This is a genomic window from Geodermatophilus sp. SYSU D00698 (assembly GCF_054050335.1).
The window spans coordinates 38003-55074 of the sequence record NZ_JBJGZD010000023.1; the positions used below are offsets into that span (position 1 = coordinate 38003).

The following is a 17072-nucleotide window of genomic DNA, read 5'->3' on the forward strand; positions in this document are numbered from 1 at the left end:
TCGATGCGCACGCCGTGCCGGCGGCGTGTCCCAGCACACACCGTAGGGGGCGGGGCGGCCCGCGGGGCCGGGGACCGCAACGTCGGTGCAGCAGACTGGGGCCGTGGACGGCGGACCGCAGGCGGTCGTGGCGGCCCGGGTGCCCGGGGCCGCCGGCCTCGGCCTGCTCGCCCCGCCGTCGGCACGCCCGTTCCCGGCCACGCTGCTGGCCGACCCGGACTGGACCGGGGAGCGGGTCGCCGCGCTGGGCCGCCGGTACCGCAGCACCGACCGGCGGGTGCTCGCGACCGTGTGGTGGTACTCGGCGTCGGCGGTGCTGCTGACCCCGGTCGCCGCCGGGCTGGCCACCGGCCGGCCGCTGTCGGCGCGGCTGGCCGACACCACCCTGTACGGGATGGCCGGCGGCGCGGTGCTGGCCGGGGTGTCGCGGGCGCCCGCGGGCCCGGACCCGGCGGGGGAGCTGCGGGAGGCGCTGGCGTCGGCGGTCGCCGCGGTGGCCGCGGCCGGCGGGCTGCGCGAGCGGCCGCTGTGGGCGGTGGCCACCGACTCGCTGGCCGGCCGGCTGCTCGCCGTCGGCCGGGCGCTCGGCGACGTGGAGACGGTCACCGCGCTGGCCGCGCCGCTCGCCGCGGCCGTCGGCGACCCGATGCCCGCACCCCGCTACACCGACGTCGGCGGCGTCCGGTTCGTCCGCCGCGCCTCCTGCTGCCTGCTGTACCGGCTGCCCGGCGAGGCCCTGTGCACCGCCTGCCCCGGCCGGCCGCCGGCGGACCGGCGGGTGCTGCTGGAGGCCGCCGCCGGCCTGTGGTGAGTCAGCGGTCCAGCGCGCGGGCGATCGCGGCGCGCAGGTCCCCGACGCCCTCCCCGGTCAGGGCCGAGACCGGCACCGCGGCGGGGTAGGCGGTGCACAGGGCCGCCATCCACTCCGGCGGGGCGACGTCGGCCTTGTTGAGCGCCAGCAGCTCCGGGTGGTCGCGTGCGCCGATCTCGTAGAGGACCCCGCGCACCGCCGTCACCTGACCCATGGCGTCGGGCGCGGACGCGTCGACGACGTGCAGCACCAGGTCGGCCTCGGTGACCTCCTCGAGCGTGGCGCGGAAGGCGTCGACCAGCTGGTGGGGGAGGTGGCGGACGAAGCCGACGGTGTCGGTGAGCGTGTAGGGCCGGCCGTCGGGGGTGACGGCCCGGCGGACGGTCGGGTCGAGGGTCGCGAACAGCGCGTCCTGCACCAGGACGTCGGCGCCGGTCAGCCGGTTGAGCAGCGCCGACTTCCCGGCGTTGGTGTAGCCGGTGAGCGCCACCGAGGGCACCCGGTTGCCCCGGCGGCGGCTGCGGGTGCGCTGCCGCCGGGCGGCGGTCTGCTGCACCTGGCGCCGCAGCATGGTCATGCGCCGGCGCAGGTGGCGCCGCTGGGACTCCAGCCGCTGCTCGCCGGGGCCGCGCACCCCGGTCCCCGCGCCGCCGGCGCTCCGCCCGCCGCCGATCCGCGAGAGCTCCGTCCCCTGTCCCTGCAGCCGCGGGAGCTGGTAGGCGAGCTGGGCCAGCTCCACCTGGGCGCGGCCCTCGCTGCTGCGCGCGTGCTGGGCGAAGACGTCGAGGATGAGCGCCGTCCGGTCCACCACGCGCGCGCCGACCCGGTCCTCGAGGTTGCGCACCTGGGCCGGGGACAGGTCGCCGTCGGCGATGACCAGTCCGGCGCCGCGGTCGCGGACCAGGCCGGCCAGCTCGGCGACCTTCCCCGACCCGAGGAACGTCGCCGGGTCGGGGTGCGGCCGGGCCTGCACCATCCGGCCCACCACGGCCACGCCGTCGGTGTCGGCCAGCCGCTCCAGCTCGTCCAGCGGGTCGACCGCGTCCGCGTCGGCGTGCAGTCCCAGCAGCACCGCCCGGGGTGGCTCCGCGCCGTCCCCGGCCGCCGTCCCCTCCTGCTGCGTCCCGAGCAGCCACGTGCCTGGCATCCCGGCCTCCCCGGCCGTGCGGGCCGGGGAGGCCGGGCCGTCCTGGCCCGGGTGTCCCGGCCCGGTCAGCCTCGCCGGTCGGCTCCCGGACCGCCACCGGGCAGGAAGAGCATCGAGTCGCCGAACTCGTGCCACAGCCAGCCGCCGGCCGCGGCCGCCTCGTAGGCGCGCGTGACCGGGTCCCGGCCGGCCACCGCCTCCAGCAGCAGCAGGTGGCTGGCCTCGGGCTCGTGCAGCCCGGTGACCAGCCCGGTGACCGCGCGGGCCGGCCGGTCCGGGCCCAGCACGAGGTCGGTCCAGCCCTCGCCGGGCCGGGTGACGCCGTCCTCGCCGGTCACCGTCTCCAGCGCCCGCGTGACGGTGGTGCCGACGGCGACCACCCGCCGCCCGGCCGCCCGTGTCGCGGTGACCAGCCGCGCGGTGACCTCGGGGACCCGGTAGCGCTCCGGCGCCGGCGGCTCGTGCAGCTCGGGGCTGGAGACGCCCGCGTGCAGCACCAGCGGCACCACCGGGACGCCGCGGGCCATCAGGCGCACCAGCAGGCGGTCGGTGAACGGCCGGCCGGCGCTGGCGTTCTCCGCGCTGCCCGGCTCGGTGGCGTAGACGTTCCGGACGTCGTCGAGCGCGACCGGACCGCGCAGGTGGCGGTAGCGGACCGGCTCGCCGTGCCGGGCGAGGTAGGCGGGGAGGGCGACGGCCGGCGCGGCGACCGCCCGCCACAGCCGGCCGGGGCGCGCGGGATCGGGGAACCCGCCGCGCAGGACCAGCCGGACGCCGCCGGGCAGCAGGAGCACGGCGCCGGGCTCGAGCCCGGTCTCGGGGCCGTCGTCGGCGGGGCGGCGGACCTCGACCACCCAGGTCCCGTCGTCGAGCGTGGTCGAGACGTGCACCGGCGTGCGGGTGTCGTCGGCGCGGCGGGCGGTGAGGCGGGCCGGCAGCGTCGCGGAGGTGTTGACCACGACCAGGTCGCCGGGCTCGAGCAGGCCGGGCAGGTCGCGGAACCGGGCGGAGGTGAGGCTGTCCGGGCGGACGGCCATCAGCCGCACGCCGTCCCGGGCCAGCCCGCGGCGCTCCGGCGGCTCGCCGGCCTCCGCCCCCATGGGCACGGCGAGGGCGGTCACCGGGACACCGCCGACGGCACCAGGTCGGCCAGGCGCACCCGTGGGCCGGGCAGGTCCCCCTCGAGCAGCGTCAGCAGCGCCGCGGCGACGTCGGCCGGGTCGGCCAGGCCGGCCGGGTCGGCGCCGGGGTCGGCGGCGGCGTGCATGTCGGTGGCCATGTCGCCCGGGTCGACGGCGACCACGCGCAGCGCCGGGTGCTCGACGGCGAGCACCGCGGTGAGCAGGTCGAGCGCGGCCTTGCCCGCCCCGTAGCCGCCCCAGCCGGCGTAGGGCTCGACGGCGGCGTCGCTGCTGACCGACACGACCGTCCCGCCGGCGCGCTCCAGCGCGGGCAGCACCGCCTGCACGAGTGCGACCGGGGCGACGGCGTTGGTCCGCAGCAGGTCCTCCAGGACGGCCGGCGGGAGGTCGGCCAGCCGCGGCAGCGGGACGGGACCGAGCGCGGAGGCGTTGTTGACCAGCAGGTCGAGGCGGTCGCCGGCGGCGGCGGCCAGCGCGGCGCGGTGGGCGGGGTCGGCGACGTCGCCCGGCACGGCGGTGACCAGGTCGGGACGGGGGAGCCCGGCGACGGCGGCGGCCAGCCGGCCGGCGTCCCGGGCGTCGACGACGAGCCGCCACCCGCGGCGGGACAACTCGGTGGCGAGGGCGAGCCCGAGGCCACGGGAGGCCCCGGTGACCAGTGCGGTGGGTGTCATGCGGCTACCGTGGGACCTGAAGTCGACTTGAGGTCAAGGGGGCGCCGTGGAGCTGCTCGCGATCGGGGAGGTGGCCGCCCGGTCAGGCCTCGCGCCGTCGGCCCTGCGGTACTACGAGGCCGAGGGGCTCATCGCCGCGAGCCGCACGCCCGGCGGCGCGCGGCGCTACCCCCGCTCGGTGCTGCGCCGACTGGCGTTCGTCCGGGCGGCGCAGAACGTCGGGCTGTCGCTGCCGGAGATCCGCGGGGCGCTGGCCACGCTGCCCGACGGGCGCACGCCCTCGGCGCGCGACTGGGCGCGGCTGTCCCGCGGCTGGCGGGACCGGCTCGACGCGCGGATCGCCGCGCTCGAGCAGCTGCGCGACGGGCTGAGCTCCTGCATCGGCTGCGGCTGCCTGTCGCTGACCTCGTGCGCGCTGTCCAACCCGGGCGACGCCGCGGCGGCGGAGGGTCCCGGCGCCCGGCGGCTGTCCCCGCTGCTGCGCCACGTGCCGCCGGCCGGCCGCGCGGGCTGAGCGCACCTCGCGGGGCCCGCCGGGGGCGGGCATGATCCGGACGGGACCGAGTCGCGGGACGCCGCCGGGGAGGACAGCCGCATGACCCTCATGCCCGCCGCCTTCATCGGCCACGGCAACCCGATGAACGCCCTGGAGCGCAACCGCTACACCGACGCCTGGCGGGCCTTCGGCCGCGCGGTGCCCCGGCCGCGGGCGATCCTCGTCGTCTCCGCGCACTGGTACGTGCACGCCACCGCGGTGACGGCGATGCCGCGCCCGCGCACCATCCACGACTTCTTCGGCTTCCCGGACCGGCTGTTCGACGTCTCCTACGACGCCCCGGGGCTGCCCGAGCTGCACGAGCAGGTGTCCGACGTCGTGTCCCCCACGTGGGTGGGCGCCGACCTCGACAGCTGGGGGATCGACCACGGCGCCTGGTCGGTGCTGGTGCACGCCTTCCCCGACGCGGACGTCCCGGTGGTGCAGCTGTCGATCAACGCACTCAAGGGCCCGGACTACCACCTGCAGATGGGCGCGGCCCTGGCGCCGCTGCGCGAGGACGGCGTCCTGGTGATCGGCAGCGGCAACGTGGTGCACAACCTCGGCGGGGTCAGCCGCGCGCTGCCCGACGCCGGCTTCGACTGGGCGCAGCGCTTCGACCAGGCCGCGCGCGAGGCCATGCTCACCGACCCCGGCGCGGTGGGCCGCCTGGACGGGCACCGGGACTTCGACCTCGCCGTCCCCACGCCCGACCACTTCCTGCCGCTGCTCTACGTCGCCGGCATGGCCGGGGCCACGGGGACGACGGCGGACGTGCTGGTCGACGGCTACGCCTACGGGTCGCTGTCGATGACCTCCTACACGGTCGGCATGCCGGCGCCCGGTGCCGAGGGCGGCGGCTTCGCCGCGCCGCTGCCCGAGGGGCCCCCGCCGGACGGCGCCAACATCTAGCCGCCGCCGGACCGGCCACCGGTTCACCCCGGAGCGTGACGACGAGCCGACCGAGCGGAGGGGTCCGTCACCGATCGACGTCACGGTCGTTCCCCCCGGACAGTGACGCCGCTCATGTCCTGACATCCCCGGGGGGTCCCGTTGTCGTCCGCTCGCCGTTCCCCGTCCCGCAGGTCCCGTGGCCGCCGGGCGCTGCTCGTCGCCGGCCTGGTCGCCGCGGCGGTCGCGGTGCCCGGGGTGGCCACGGCCGCGCCGGGCGGCACCCCCGCCGATCCGCTGGCGGGCGTCGTCACGACGCTCGAGCAGGCCGTGACCGGGCAGGGCGGAGACGCCGCCGAGCCCCCGGCGCTGCCCGGCACCGACGCGCTCCCGCTGCCGGGCGCCGACCAGGAGGTGCCCGCCGAGCCGGCCCCTGCGGAGCAGGGCCCGGTCCCGCCGCTGCCGGAGGCGCTCGTGCAGGGCCTGCAGTCCGCGCTCACGCCGCTCGGCGTGCCGGAGCACTGCGTCCAGGGGGTGGCCGACGGCGTGGAGGGCCTGCTCGACGGCGTGCTGTCCCAGGACCCCGCGGCGGCCGTCGAGGAGCTGGTCACGGGGCTGCAGGGGGCCCTGACCGGCCTCGCGTCCGGCCGGCCGCCGGCGCTGGACCCCGCGACGCTCGGGAGCGCCGCCGAGCAGGTGGCAGCCGACGTCGAGGAGTTGATCGCGGCGTTCCAGGCCTGCCTGCCCGCCCTCCCGGAGACCCCCGAGCCCCCCACGCCGGCGCCGGAGCCCACGCCCGAGGCGCCGCACGCCGCGCCGGTCGCCGCGCCCGTGGCCGACCAGCCGGTGCAGTACCTCGGCTACGCGCCGACCGGCGGGGACGAGGGCGTCGAGACCGAGGGTCCGGGCGCCGTCGTCCCGCTGGCCGCCCTGGGCGGTGCCCTCCTGGTCGGCGGCGGCGCCGGTGCCGCCGCCTCCCGGGCCCGGTCCCGTGCGGTCGGTCGTTAGGGAGCTCTCGGGCCAGCGCCTGCCGCTGCTGGCCCTCCTCGTCGTCGTCCTCGCCGGGGCCGGCGTGTTCGTGTGGACGGGGCGCCCGGCAGCCGACGCGGCCCTGGCGCCCCCCGCCACCTCGCTGGTGGCGGTGCCGGCGACCGGCGAGGTGCCCGCCCTGCCGGCCGCCGGCACCCGGGCCGCGGGCCCGGTCGTGCCGGCGCGGATCGCCGTCCCGGCCATCGACGTCGACACCGCGGTCGAGTCCCGCGGGACGGTGCGGTACGAGAACCCGTTCACCGGCCGGGCCGTCGACGGCTACGGCGTGCCCGGGTCGATGCGGACGACGTCGTGGTGGTCCGACGGGCCCGCGCCCGGGTCCGGACGGATGGCCGTCGTCCTCGGCCACGCCGGGGCCGGGGGCGGCGCGGTGTTCGACCGGCTGCCGGAGCTGTCCCCCGGCGACGAGGTGGTCCTGGTGGACGCCGGCGGCGCCTGGCTGCGGCTCGAGGTGCTCGCCGACCCGGTGACCGGGCTGGACAAGGCCACCTCCGCCCTCGCGGACACGCTCAACGGGCACCCCGCGGGCGCCGACCTCGCGCTGGTCACCTGCGGCGGCGAGTTCGACGAGTCCGCCGGCGCCAGCGAGGACAACACCGTCGTCTTCGCCCGGGTCGTCTAACCGGCCGCGGTGCCGCTCGCCCGCCCGCCCGGATCACCCGGCGCCGGGCGGCCGGCGTCGCTGATCCGCGGGAACGGCCGGGTGGAGAAGACGACCTCCACCGGGAGCCCGAAGAACTCCGCGATGCGCAGCGCCAGGTGCAGGCTGGGGTTGTACTCGCCGCGCTCCAGGTAGCCCACCGTCTGGTAGTGGACGCCGAGGGCGTCGGCGAGCTCCCGCCGGGTCACGCCCTGCTCGGCCCGCAGCAGGGCGATCCGGTTGTAGACCGCGTCCTGGCCCCGGTCGGTGGTCACCGCACCCACTGCAGCGAGGCCTCGCGGGCCGCCTCGACCTGCGACCCCGACTGCCGGCGGGCCATCCGGCGCAGCACCCGCGGGGTGACCAGCGCCCCGGACACCGCCCAGGCGGTGAGCACCAGCACCGTCGTCCCGGTGCGCCACGAGTCGCCCACCTCGAGGGTCACCGCGGCGTCGGGCAGGAAGGCCGACCGCAGGCCGAGGCCGATCCAGTACACGGGGAACACCTGCGCGACCCCCTGCACCCAGCCCCACAGCGACTGCAGCGGGAAGAAGATCCCCGAGATCGCGGTGAGGACGAGGATCGGCAGCATCCCCCAGGAGCCCACCTTCTGGGTGCTGGGGACGACCGAGCCCAGCAGCATCCCGAGCGGCAGCGTCGCCAGCAGGCCGAGGACGACGACCCACGCCACCGTGAGCCAGCCGGCGGCCCCGCCGTGCATCAGCCCGTCGAAGAGCAGGAAGCTGGGCGCCAGGATCGTCAGGAGCGACGGCAGCAGGTTCAGCGACTGGTAGGTGAGCTGCCCGGTGACGTAGCCCTGCATGCCGTGGGGCAGCGCCTTGTGCCGCAGGAGCGTGCCGTCCTCCCGCTGCATGGCCAGGTCGAACGCGGGACCGATCACCAGGCCGAAGGCCAGCAGCCCGCCGAGGATGCTCGGCAGCGCGTACGTCGGGTAGGTCAGCCCGGTGTCCCCGATCTCGTCGTCCCGGTTGAACCACAGCAGGAGCAGCGTGCCCAGGGCGGTGAACAGGTAGAACCCCTGGTCCTGCGGGCTGCGCACGCTCTGCACGAACTCCCGCCAGCCCCGGCGCAGGCCCAGGGCGATCGCGTTCCGGGTCGGGTTCACCGCGTGACCTCCTCCAGGGCGGGCCCGGGCCGGAGGCCGGCCTCGGAGCGCTGCACCATCGCCAGGTAGGTGTCCTCGAGGCTCGCCCGCCGGACCTCCAGGTCGGTCAGCTCGTCGCCGTGCTGCTCGACGAGCCGGCGGACGAAGGGGACGACGTCGGTGGTCGGGTGCACGAAGCGCTCGGAGCCGCAGGCCCAGCGCACCTCCGCGGTGCCGGCGACCCGGCGGCCGAGCTCCTCCGCGCTGCCGTCGGCGACGATCCGGCCGCCGGCCAGGATGAGGATGCGGTCGGCCAGCTTCTCCGCCTCGGCGAGGTCGTGCGTGGTCAGCAGGATGCTGGTGCCCTCGAGGTCGGACAGCCGGTGCACCAGCTCGTGGAAGTTGCGGCGGGCCTGCGGGTCGAACCCGGCGGTCGGCTCGTCGAGGAAGAGCAGCTCGGGGCGGCCGATGATGCCGACCGCGACGTCCAGCCGCCGCCGCTGCCCGCCGGAGAGGGTGACGATCTTGCGGTCGGCGTGCTCGGTCAGCCCGACGGTGTCCAGCAGCCGGCCGATGTCGTACGGGCGGGGGCGGTCGGGCGTCGAGTACGGCGCGTAGTAGCCGCCGAGCTGGGTCAGCAGGCGGCGGGGCGTCCACCGGGCGTGGTCGCGCCAGGACTGCAGGACCACGCCCACCCGCGCCCGCCACGCGTCGCCGGCGCGCGCCGGGTCCTCGCCGAGCACCCGGACGTCCCCGGCCGAGCGGACCCGGAAGCCCTCGAGGACCTCGATCGTCGTCGTCTTCCCGGCGCCGTTGGGGCCGAGCAGGCAGACCACCTCGCCGGCGGAGACGGTGAGGTCGACGCCGGACAGCACCTCGTTCGTGCCGTAGGTCATGCGCAGGTCGCGCACCTCGACGACGGGGTCGGACACCGGAGGGGACACGGGCATCAGGGCCTCCGAGGAGGGAGCCGGCGGTGTCACGCGATAGTAGGACTGCTACATCCGCAGCGGAAGTGCTGCGGCGGCCAGGACCTCGGCCCACATCGCGCAGGCCGCGGCGCCCGGGTGGAAGCCGTCGTCGGCGAACAGCCCGGGACCGTCGAGCGGCGGCGCGGGGGCGTGCCGGACGCCCGGGCGGGCCAGGCGCCCCAGCTCGGCGTCGAGCGCCCGGGCCTGGCGGCCGAGCACCCCGCGCAGCGGCTGCGGGAGGGTGGGGAAGCGGCCCAGGTCCGGCAGCCCGGCCAGCACGACGACGCCGCCGGGCGCGGTGAGCGGCGCCAGGGCGCCGAGCAGCGCGGTCACGTCGCGGCGCCAGGCGGCCCGGGAGCGCAGCCGCAGCGTGTCGTTGACGCCGAACGCGACCAGGACGACGTCGGCGGGCGGGCCGGCCGGCCCGGGGACCAGCAGCCCGAGCGCCTGCGCGACCGTCGTCCCGGTGCGCGCCGACAGCCGCCAGCGCACCTCGCGGCCGCTGCGCCGGGCGAGCGCGGCGGCGAACCGGGCGGCGAGCCCGTCCTCCTGCGTGGCGACGCCGACGCCCGCGGCCGGCGACTCCCCCACGACCGCCACGGTCAGCGGCGGCCCGTCGCCCGCCACGACGCCGGCGCGCGGCCCGGGCGCCTCCGGCAGCACCGGCGTGCGGTGGCGGACACGCGCGCCCTGGACCAGCAGCACCGGCGCCACGGCGACCGCGAGCGCGCGCACGGGCTACAGCCGCGTCCCCAGGGCGACGACCTCGCCCACGACCCAGACGGCCGGCGGGCGGATGCCCTCGTCGGCCAGCGTCCCCGCCAGCCCGGCCAGCGTGGTGCGCACCGCGCGCTGGGTGGCCGTGGACCCGTCGGCGACGACGGCCACCGGCGTGTCCGGCGCCCGGCCGTGCTCGATGAGCGCCGCGGCGATCGCGCCGGCGGTGTCCACGCCCATGAGCACGACGACCGTGCCGCGCAGCCGCCCGAGCGCCGCCCAGTCCACCAGCGACTGCGGGTGGCCCGGCGGCACGTGCCCGGAGACGACGACGAACTCGTGGGTCAGCCCGCGGTGGGTGACCGGGATGCCGGCGAGCGCCGGCACCGCGATCGCGCTGGTCACGCCGGGCACCACCTCGACCGGCACGCCCGCGGCGACGCACGCCTCGAGCTCCTCCATGCCGCGGCCGAAGACGAACGGGTCGCCGCCCTTGAGCCGCACCACCCGCCGGCCGGCCAGCGCGTGCTCGACCAGCAGCGCGTTGATCTGCTCCTGCGCCATCGACCGGCCGCGCGGCAGCTTCGAGGCGTCGATGACCTCGACCTCCGGCGGCAGCGAGGCCAGCAGCGACTGCGGCGCCAGGTGGTCGGCCAGCACGACGTCGGCCTGCGCGACCGCCTGCTGGCCGCGGACGGTGATCAGTCCCGGGTCGCCCGGCCCGCCGCCGACCAGCACCACGCTGCCGGCCCGGCCGCCCTCCGGCTCGCGGGCGGCGCGGTCGCGGATGCTGCCGTCGCTCAGCCCGGCGACGACGGCGTCGCGCACGCCGACCGCCCGCTGCGGGTCGCCGCCGCCGTGCACGCCGATCACCAGGTCGCCCTGCCGGCCGACGGCGGGCGTCCACACGCTGGAGGCCGACCGGTCGTCGGCGCGGGCGCAGAACACCCGCAGCCGCTCGGCCTCCTCGGCGACCGCGGCGTTGACGGCGGGGTCGTCGGTGGCGGCCACCGCGTACCAGGCGCCGTCGAGGTCGCCGGGCCGCCAGCCGCGGCGCACCCAGGTCAGCGAGCCGGGCGCGACCAGCGCCTCCAGCGCCGGGGTGACCTCCGGGCTGACGACGGTCACCCGCGCGCGGGCCTCGAGCAGCCCGGCCACCCGGCGGTGCGCGACCTGACCGCCGCCGACCACGACGACGCGGCGGTCGAGCAGGCGCAGGCCGACGGGGTAGACGACCCCGGACCCGGGGTCGACGGGCGTCGCGTTCACGGGACCTGTCCGCGGCCGGCGGACGGGGTCGGGTGGGTGCTCAGCGGGGCTCCTCCGGGACGGCGGCCGGTCCCGACGACGTCGTCCGCGTCGGGGACCTCGGCTCCAAGGATCGCAGCGAGGTCCGCGGCGAACGCGCGCGAGGTCGCCGGGTCGCGTACGGCGACGCGGAGGTGGTCGGGGGACAGGCCGGGGAACGTGTCGCCGCGGCGCACCGCCCAGCCGCGCTCCCGCAGCGCCGCGCGCACCCGCCCGCCGCCGGGCACCCGCAGCAGCACGAACGACGACCGCGGCTCCCCGAGGACGGTCACGCCGGCCGGGAGCGCGGCCAGCAGCGCGGCCCGGTGGTCCGCCAGCTCGCGGGCGGCCGCGTCGGCCTCGGCGCGGGCGGCGGCGGTGGTGCAGGCGACCGCCGCGGCCAGCGCGGGCGTGGACAGCGGCCAGTGCGGCTGGGCGGCGGCCATGGCCGCGACCAGGTCGGCGGGGCCGAGCGCGTAGCCGACCCGCAGCCCGGCCAGCCCCCACGTCTTGGTCAGGCTGCGCACGACGAGCAGGCCGGGCAGGTCGGGACGGCCGGCCAGCGACCCGGGCTCGCCGGGCACGGTGTCGGCGAAGGCCTCGTCGACCAGCAGCACCCGGCCGGGGCGGGCCAGCGCGGCGACGTCGTCGGCCGGGTGCAGCACCGACGTCGGGTTGGTCGGGTTGCCCAGGACCACGAGGTCGGCGTCGTCGGGCACGGGCCGCAGGCGGTAGGACGGCGGCTCCAGCAGCAGCCGCTCCACCGGGTGCCCGGCCGCGCGCAGTGCCGCCTCCGGCTCGGTGAACGACGGGTGCACCACCACCGCCCGCCGCGGGCGGACCGCGCGGGCGAGCAGCACGAAGGCCTCGGCGGCGCCGGCGGTGAGCAGCACCTCGGCGGGGTCGCGGCCGTGCGCGGCGGCCACCGCGGCGCGGGCCGGGCGGGCGTCGGGGTAGGCGGCGACGTCGTCGAGGGCCCGCCGCAGCACCGCCCGCAGCCACGGCGGCGGGGTGCCGGCGCGGACGTTCACGGCGAGGTCGGTGAGACCGGGGGCCAGCTCGAGGTCGCCGTGGTGGTCGAGGTCGATGCCGTCTGTCGCCCCCCGGGCTCCAACCGCGGCCACTTACCGTCCCCCGGTCGCGTGGAGCCGGTCCGTCCCCGCCGTCCGGAGGGCCTCCGGCCCCCCACCCGGCGACGACACCGCTACCGCGGCGGTCACCCGCCCGTGCACGGTCTTGCCCACCACCAGCCGGGCGCCGCCGAGCAGGGCCGCGGCCTCGGCCACCGACGCCGTGCCCACCGCCGCGGCCACCCGCGCCGAGGGCGAGGGGACGGCGACCCGGGCGAGGTCCGCGGCGGGGTGGCCGGTCAGCGGCCAGCCGCGGGCGGCCGCGGCGGCGACCAGGCCGGGCTCGGCGGCGCGCGCGTCGAGGGTGGCCAGCCGCGCCACCCGGGCGCCCGGCGGCAGGACGGCGTCGACGGCGGTGAGCACCTCGTGCGCGGCCACCCCCGCGACCGCGCCGACGCCGACGGTCACGTCCACGGGGTCACGCCCGGCCGGTCGGGGAGGGCGGCGAGCAGCGCGGCCGCGTCGCGGGGGAGCGGGCCGTCGGCCAGCAGGCCGAGCTCGCGCAGCCGGGCGCCGACGGTGAGCGCCCACGGCCGGCCGAGGCGGGCGCGGGCGAGCAGGCCGTCGTCGGCGAGGAGCTGCTCGGGCGGGCCCTGCACCACCCGCCGGTCGACGACGACGGCCACCTCGTCGGCCCAGGCCAGCGCCAGGTCGACGTCGTGCGTGCTCATCACCACCGTGGAGCCCGATGCCCGCAGCCGGTCCAGCGCCGCCAGGGCCTCGGCGACGGCGGAGGGGTCGAGGCCGGCGGTGGGCTCGTCGAGCAGCAGCACGCAGGGGCGCATGGCCACCGCGCCGGCGATCGCCACCCGCTTGCGCTCGCCGTAGGACAGCTGGTGGGTGGGCCGCCCGGCCAGGCCGTCGACGGCGAGCAGCGCCAGCGCCTCGGCCACCCGGGTGCGCACCTCGTCCTCGGGCAGGCCGAGGTTGAGCGGGCCGAAGGAGACGTCCTGGGTCACCGAGGCGCTGAACAGCTGGTCGTCGGGGTCCTGCAGGACCAGCTGGACCTCCTGCCGGTGCGCGCGCAGGCCGCGGCGGGTGTGGTGCAGCAGCGCGCCGTCGACGGCCACCCCGCCGGCGTCCGGGCGCAGCGCGCCGGACAGGCAGCGCAGCAGCGTCGTCTTGCCGGAGCCGTTGGCGCCCAGCACCGCCAGCCGGCGCCCGGCCGGGACGGTGAGCGAGGCGCCCTCCAGCACCCGGCGGCCGCGCTCGTAGCCGACGACGAGGCCCTCGGCGGTCAGCGTGCGGTGGCTCATGCCAGGACGCCCACGGCGACCAGCGCGGCGAGCCCCGCGGCGGTGGCGGCGAGGAAGCGGCGGGACGAGGGCCGGGACTCCGGCAGCACCCGCAGCCCGGTCTCCATCCCGCGGCCGGCCAGGCCCTCCTGCAGCCGGCGGGCGCGGTCGAAGGACCGGGTGAGCACCGCGGCGGCCAGCGCCCCCGAGGAGCGGTAGGAGCGGCGCCAGGTCGAGTGGCCCATGCGGGCGGTCTGCGCCTCGCGGATGGTGCGCAGGCTCTCCAGCAGCACGAACAGCAGCCGGTAGGTCACCCCGGCCACCTCGACCACGGCCGCCGGGACGCGCAGCCGGCGCAGCGCGGCCAGCAGGTCGGTCATCGGCGTGGTGGTGGCCAGCAGCAGCACCGCCGCACCCCCGGCGACCGAGTGCCCGACCAGCGCGCCGGCGCGCTCCGCGGCGTCCGGCGCCCAGCCGGGCCCGCCGTCGCCCACGGAGACGACGGCGGTCAGCGCCCCGACCGCGACGAAGGCCAGCGGCCAGCGCGCCGCGCGGCCGAAGGTGCGCGCCGGCACCCGCGCCGGGCCGAGCGCGAGGACGACGGCGGTGGCCGCGACCAGCACGCCGCCCGGCCACGCCGGCAGCACCAGCGCGCAGACGACCAGTCCGCCGGTGAGCAGCAGCTTGTCCACCGGGGAGCGGGTGCGCCAGGCGCTGGCCCAGGCGGCGTCGTCGACCGCCAGCCCCGTCACGGCGCCTCGGGAGGCGGGGCGGCCTGCTGCTCCCGCGCCTGCCGCCGGCCGCGCAGCCGGCCCAGCACGTAGCCGAGCACGCCGCCGCCGAGCGCGGCCTGCAGGGCGAACAGCCCCGACTCGACCTCCGCGGAGGGGTCGGACACCGACTCGAACCACGGGGTGTAGCCGGACTGCTCGATCGCCTCGGTGGCCCGGCTGTCGGTGCCGGCGTAGTCGGAGGCGCCGCCGTCGAGGGCCAGCGGGAGGGCGAACAGCGCCACCACCGCGAGGACCAGCAGGGCGGTGACCAGGTGGCGGCGGGTCACCGGACCTCCTCCGGGGTGGCGGCGGGGCGCAGCAGGCCCAGGCGCTCGAGCTCGGGCCGGGCGTTGACGGTGAGCACCCGGAACAGCAGCACGCCGAGCAGGCCCTCGCCGACCGCCAGCGGCACCTGGGTGACCGCGAAGACGCCGAGGAACTTGGCCGCCGCGGCGAGGAGGCCGCCGTCGGCGTCGGGGAAGGCGAGCGCGAGCTGCAGCGACGTCGTGACGTAGGTGGCGAGGTCGGCCAGGGCGAGGGCGACGAACACGCCGGGCAGCAGCCCGGCGCCCAGCGCCCGCGCCAGCCGGTAGGCGCCGTAGCCGACCCACGGCCCGACGACGGCGAAGGAGAACGCGTTGGCGCCGAGCGTGGTGAGCCCGCCGTGCGCCAGCAGCAGCGCCTGGAACAGCAGGACGACGGTGCCGAGCAGCGCCATCACCGGTGGCCGGAACAGCACGGCCCCGGCGCCGGTGCCGGTCGGGTGGCTCGAGCTGCCGGTGACCGAGGGCAGCTTGATCGCGCTGAGCACGAAGGTGAACGCGCCGGCCGCGCCGAGCAGCAGCGTGGACTCCGGGTGCTCGCGCACCTCGGTGACCACCGCCCGGGCGCCGTGGACGACGAACGGCGCGGCGGCGATCGTCCAGCCGATCGCGTGCGGCGCGGGCAGGAAGCCCTCAGCGATGTGCATGGCGTGCCCTCTCCGGGACGGCCGCCGCGCAGGCGGCCACGAACCGTGCGGCCAGGGCCGGGGAGCCGGCCCAGTGCAGGTGCAGGTAGGAGGCGTGCACCGAGCCGGCGACGAACCCCTCGGGTGCGCCGCCGGGCCACCGCCAGGCCGGGGTCGGGCCGGCGCCGGGGAGCGCGTGCGTGCGGTGGAACTCGTGCCCGCGCACCCGGGTGCCGGCGGCGGCCAGCACGCTGTCGGACAGGGCGACCGCGGCGCGGTAGCCCAGGGTCAGCCGCGGCGTCATCGCCGTCGCGACGTCGAGGACGCCGCACATGGGCGCGCCGTCGAGCTCGCGGGAGAGGTAGAGCAGCCCGGCGCACTCGGCGGCCACCGGGCCGCCGCCGGCGGCGAGGGCCGCGACGGCGTCCCGCAGCGGGGTGTTGGCCGACAGCTGGTCGGCGTAGACCTCGGGGAACCCGCCGCCGACGACCAGCCCCGCGGTCCCCGCGGGCAGCGCCTCGTCGCGCAGCGGGTCGACGGGGACCACCTCGGCGCCGGCCGCGGCGAGCAGCTCGGCGTTCTCTGCGTAGCCGAAGGTGAACGCCGGCCCGCCCGCGACGGCGATCCGCGGCCGCCCGGCGACCGCGGTGACCTCGGCGGCCGGGTCCCACGGGGGCCCGTCGAGGCCGGGTGCGGACCGGGCCAGCCGCAGCACGGCGTCGAGGTCCACCGCGGCGGCGACCACCTCGCCGAGGCGGCGCACCGTGGCCAGCGCCTCGGTGGAGCGCTCGGCGGCCGGCACCAGACCGAGGTGCCGCGACGGCGTGCCGAGGGCGTCCAGCCGCCGGACCGCGCCGAGCACCGGCACCCCGGCCGCGTCCAGCGCCTCGCGCAGGATCGCCTCGTGCCGGTCGCTGCCGACGCGGTTGAGCACCACGCCGCCCAGGCGCACCCGCGGGTCGAAGGTGGCGAACCCGTGCACCAGCGCGGCCACGCTCTGCGCCTGCGCGCCCGCGTCGACGACCAGCACCACCGGCGCCCGCAGCAGCCGCGCGACGTGCGCGGTCGAGGCGAAGCCGGGCTCGACGTCGGGGGAGGTGGCGCCGTCGAACAGCCCCATCACGCCCTCGACGACGGCGACGTCGGCCCCGCGGGCGCCGTGCAGGAACAGCGGGACGACGCGCTCCTCGCCCTGCAGCACCGGGTCCAGGTTGCGGCCCGGACGGCCGGCGGCCAGGCCGGTGTAGCCGGGGTCGATGTAGTCGGGGCCGACCTTGTGCGGGGAGACGGCCAGCCCGCGGGCGGCCAGCGCGGCGACCAGCCCGGTGGCGATCGACGTCTTGCCCGCGTTGCTGCTCGGGGCGGCGACCACGACCCTCGGGACCCGGCCCACCCCGCTCACCACTCGATCCCCCGCTGGCCCTTCTGGCCGGCGTCCATCGGGTGCTTGACCTTGGTCATCTCGACCACCAGGTCCGCGGCGTCGACCAGCGCCTGCGGCGCGTCCCGCCCGGTGATCACGACGTGCTGGGTGCCGGGCCGGTGCGTGAGGGTCTCGACGACGTCGTCGACGTCCACCCAGCCCCACTTCAGCGGGTAGGTGAACTCGTCGAGGACGTAGAAGCGGTGCGCCTCGGCGGCCAGGTCGCGCTTGATCTGCGCCCAGCCCTCGGCGGCGTCGGCGGCGTGGTCGACCTCGGTGCCCTGCCGGCGCGACCAGCTCCAGCCCGAGCCCATCTTGTGCCAGACCACCGGCCCGCCCTCGCCGGTCTGCTCGTGCAGCCGGCCCAGCGCGGTCAGCGCGTTCTCCTCGCCGACCCGCCACTTCGCGCTCTTGACGAACTGGTAGACCGCGACGGACCAGCCCTGGTTCCACGCCCGCATCGCCATGCCGAACGCGGCGGTGGACTTGCCCTTCATCTGGCCGGTGTGCACGACCAGCAGCGGCCGGTTGCGGCGCTGCCGGGTCGTCAGCCCGTCCTGGGGGACGACGGCGACCTGTCCCTTCGGCACCG

Annotated in this window: 21 protein-coding genes; 5 read left to right on the plus strand and 16 right to left on the minus strand. The window is 78.4% G+C overall.

Annotated elements, in window-relative coordinates; translation table 11 throughout:
* Window positions 1-103 precede the first annotated feature (103 nt).
* On the plus strand, window positions 104-811 hold the full coding sequence (locus ACI8AB_RS18585; protein ID WP_456951333.1) for a (2Fe-2S)-binding protein: 708 nt from the start codon (window positions 104-106) through the stop codon (window positions 809-811).
* 1 nt (window position 812) lies between these two features.
* On the opposite strand, the gene hflX is transcribed toward ACI8AB_RS18585, so the two are convergent.
* From hflX to ACI8AB_RS18600, 3 genes are all read right to left on the minus strand, one after another.
* The gene (gene hflX / locus ACI8AB_RS18590) at window positions 813-1958 is read right to left on the minus strand and encodes a GTPase HflX (RefSeq protein ID WP_456951334.1); all 1146 of its coding nucleotides are present in this window, start codon (window positions 1956-1958) and stop codon (window positions 813-815) included.
* A gap of 65 nt (window positions 1959-2023) precedes the next feature.
* Window positions 2024-3079, minus strand: coding sequence for an S-adenosylmethionine:tRNA ribosyltransferase-isomerase (locus tag ACI8AB_RS18595; protein ID WP_456951335.1), 1056 nt, complete (start codon window positions 3077-3079; stop codon window positions 2024-2026).
* Complete coding sequence (locus ACI8AB_RS18600; RefSeq protein ID WP_456951336.1) at window positions 3076-3774, minus strand: SDR family NAD(P)-dependent oxidoreductase; 699 nt, start codon at window positions 3772-3774, stop codon at window positions 3076-3078. The genes ACI8AB_RS18595 and ACI8AB_RS18600 overlap by 4 nt, the downstream gene beginning before the upstream one ends.
* A 46-nt stretch (window positions 3775-3820) precedes the next feature.
* Between ACI8AB_RS18600 and soxR the strand changes: the two genes are divergently transcribed.
* The 4 genes from soxR to ACI8AB_RS18620 all read left to right on the plus strand — a co-directional run bounded on the left by soxR (window position 3821) and on the right by ACI8AB_RS18620 (window position 6872).
* Window positions 3821-4288: a redox-sensitive transcriptional activator SoxR gene (gene soxR / locus ACI8AB_RS18605; protein WP_456951337.1), complete on the plus strand. Its 468-nt coding sequence runs from the start codon at window positions 3821-3823 to the stop codon at window positions 4286-4288.
* Window positions 4289-4369: 81 nt separating this feature from the next.
* Complete coding sequence (gene ygiD / locus ACI8AB_RS18610; RefSeq protein WP_387987394.1) at window positions 4370-5221, plus strand: 4,5-DOPA-extradiol-dioxygenase; 852 nt, start codon at window positions 4370-4372, stop codon at window positions 5219-5221.
* A 141-nt stretch (window positions 5222-5362) separates the two neighbouring features.
* Window positions 5363-6208 (plus strand): hypothetical protein, encoded by an 846-nt coding sequence (locus ACI8AB_RS18615; protein ID WP_456951338.1) that lies wholly within the window; start codon window positions 5363-5365, stop codon window positions 6206-6208.
* Window positions 6192-6872, plus strand: a complete 681-nt coding sequence (locus ACI8AB_RS18620; RefSeq protein WP_456951339.1) for a class F sortase — start codon at window positions 6192-6194, stop codon at window positions 6870-6872. Before ACI8AB_RS18615 ends, ACI8AB_RS18620 begins: the two co-directional genes overlap by 17 nt.
* Here the strand turns inward: ACI8AB_RS18620 and ACI8AB_RS18625 are convergent.
* The 13 genes from ACI8AB_RS18625 to cobO are packed head-to-tail and all read right to left on the minus strand — an operon-like array spanning window position 6869 to window position 17070.
* Window positions 6869-7165 carry a helix-turn-helix transcriptional regulator gene (locus tag ACI8AB_RS18625; protein WP_456951340.1) on the minus strand — a complete coding sequence of 99 codons (297 nt, stop codon included), beginning with the start codon at window positions 7163-7165 and terminating at the stop codon, window positions 6869-6871. The genes ACI8AB_RS18620 and ACI8AB_RS18625 overlap by 4 nt on opposite strands.
* Window positions 7162-8016: an ABC transporter permease gene (locus tag ACI8AB_RS18630; RefSeq protein WP_456951341.1), complete on the minus strand. Its 855-nt coding sequence runs from the start codon at window positions 8014-8016 to the stop codon at window positions 7162-7164. Before ACI8AB_RS18630 ends, ACI8AB_RS18625 begins: the two co-directional genes overlap by 4 nt.
* Window positions 8013-8945 carry an ABC transporter ATP-binding protein gene (locus ACI8AB_RS18635; protein WP_456951342.1) on the minus strand — a complete coding sequence of 311 codons (933 nt, stop codon included), beginning with the start codon at window positions 8943-8945 and terminating at the stop codon, window positions 8013-8015. The genes ACI8AB_RS18630 and ACI8AB_RS18635 overlap by 4 nt, the downstream gene beginning before the upstream one ends.
* Window positions 8946-8993: 48 nt before the next feature.
* Entirely contained in the window at window positions 8994-9701 is a 708-nt protein-coding gene (locus ACI8AB_RS18640; RefSeq protein WP_456951343.1) for an SGNH/GDSL hydrolase family protein, read from the minus strand.
* Between the two features lie 3 nt (window positions 9702-9704).
* Window positions 9705-10952 carry a uroporphyrinogen-III C-methyltransferase gene (cobA, locus tag ACI8AB_RS18645; protein WP_456951344.1) on the minus strand — a complete coding sequence of 416 codons (1248 nt, stop codon included), beginning with the start codon at window positions 10950-10952 and terminating at the stop codon, window positions 9705-9707.
* Window positions 10949-12094: an Rv2231c family pyridoxal phosphate-dependent protein CobC gene (cobC, locus tag ACI8AB_RS18650; RefSeq protein ID WP_456951345.1), complete on the minus strand. Its 1146-nt coding sequence runs from the start codon at window positions 12092-12094 to the stop codon at window positions 10949-10951. Before cobC ends, cobA begins: the two co-directional genes overlap by 4 nt.
* Window positions 12095-12514 (minus strand): cobalamin biosynthesis protein, encoded by a 420-nt coding sequence (locus ACI8AB_RS18655; protein WP_456951346.1) that lies wholly within the window; start codon window positions 12512-12514, stop codon window positions 12095-12097.
* A complete protein-coding gene (locus ACI8AB_RS18660) occupies window positions 12505-13356 on the minus strand; it encodes an energy-coupling factor ABC transporter ATP-binding protein (RefSeq protein WP_456951347.1) in 852 nt (283 codons plus the stop codon). The genes ACI8AB_RS18655 and ACI8AB_RS18660 overlap by 10 nt, the downstream gene beginning before the upstream one ends.
* Complete coding sequence (gene cbiQ / locus ACI8AB_RS18665) at window positions 13353-14087, minus strand: cobalt ECF transporter T component CbiQ (RefSeq protein WP_456951348.1); 735 nt, start codon at window positions 14085-14087, stop codon at window positions 13353-13355. Before cbiQ ends, ACI8AB_RS18660 begins: the two co-directional genes overlap by 4 nt.
* Complete coding sequence (locus tag ACI8AB_RS18670) at window positions 14084-14395, minus strand: energy-coupling factor ABC transporter substrate-binding protein (RefSeq protein ID WP_456951349.1); 312 nt, start codon at window positions 14393-14395, stop codon at window positions 14084-14086. Before ACI8AB_RS18670 ends, cbiQ begins: the two co-directional genes overlap by 4 nt.
* On the minus strand, window positions 14392-15078 hold the full coding sequence (locus ACI8AB_RS18675) for an energy-coupling factor ABC transporter permease (RefSeq protein ID WP_456901777.1): 687 nt from the start codon (window positions 15076-15078) through the stop codon (window positions 14392-14394). The genes ACI8AB_RS18670 and ACI8AB_RS18675 overlap by 4 nt, the downstream gene beginning before the upstream one ends.
* Window positions 15065-16459, minus strand: a complete 1395-nt coding sequence (locus ACI8AB_RS18680; RefSeq protein ID WP_456951350.1) for a cobyrinate a,c-diamide synthase — start codon at window positions 16457-16459, stop codon at window positions 15065-15067. Before ACI8AB_RS18680 ends, ACI8AB_RS18675 begins: the two co-directional genes overlap by 14 nt.
* Window positions 16456-17070, minus strand: a complete 615-nt coding sequence (gene cobO / locus ACI8AB_RS18685) for a cob(I)yrinic acid a,c-diamide adenosyltransferase (protein ID WP_456951351.1) — start codon at window positions 17068-17070, stop codon at window positions 16456-16458. Before cobO ends, ACI8AB_RS18680 begins: the two co-directional genes overlap by 4 nt.
* Window positions 17071-17072: the final 2 nt, after the last annotated feature.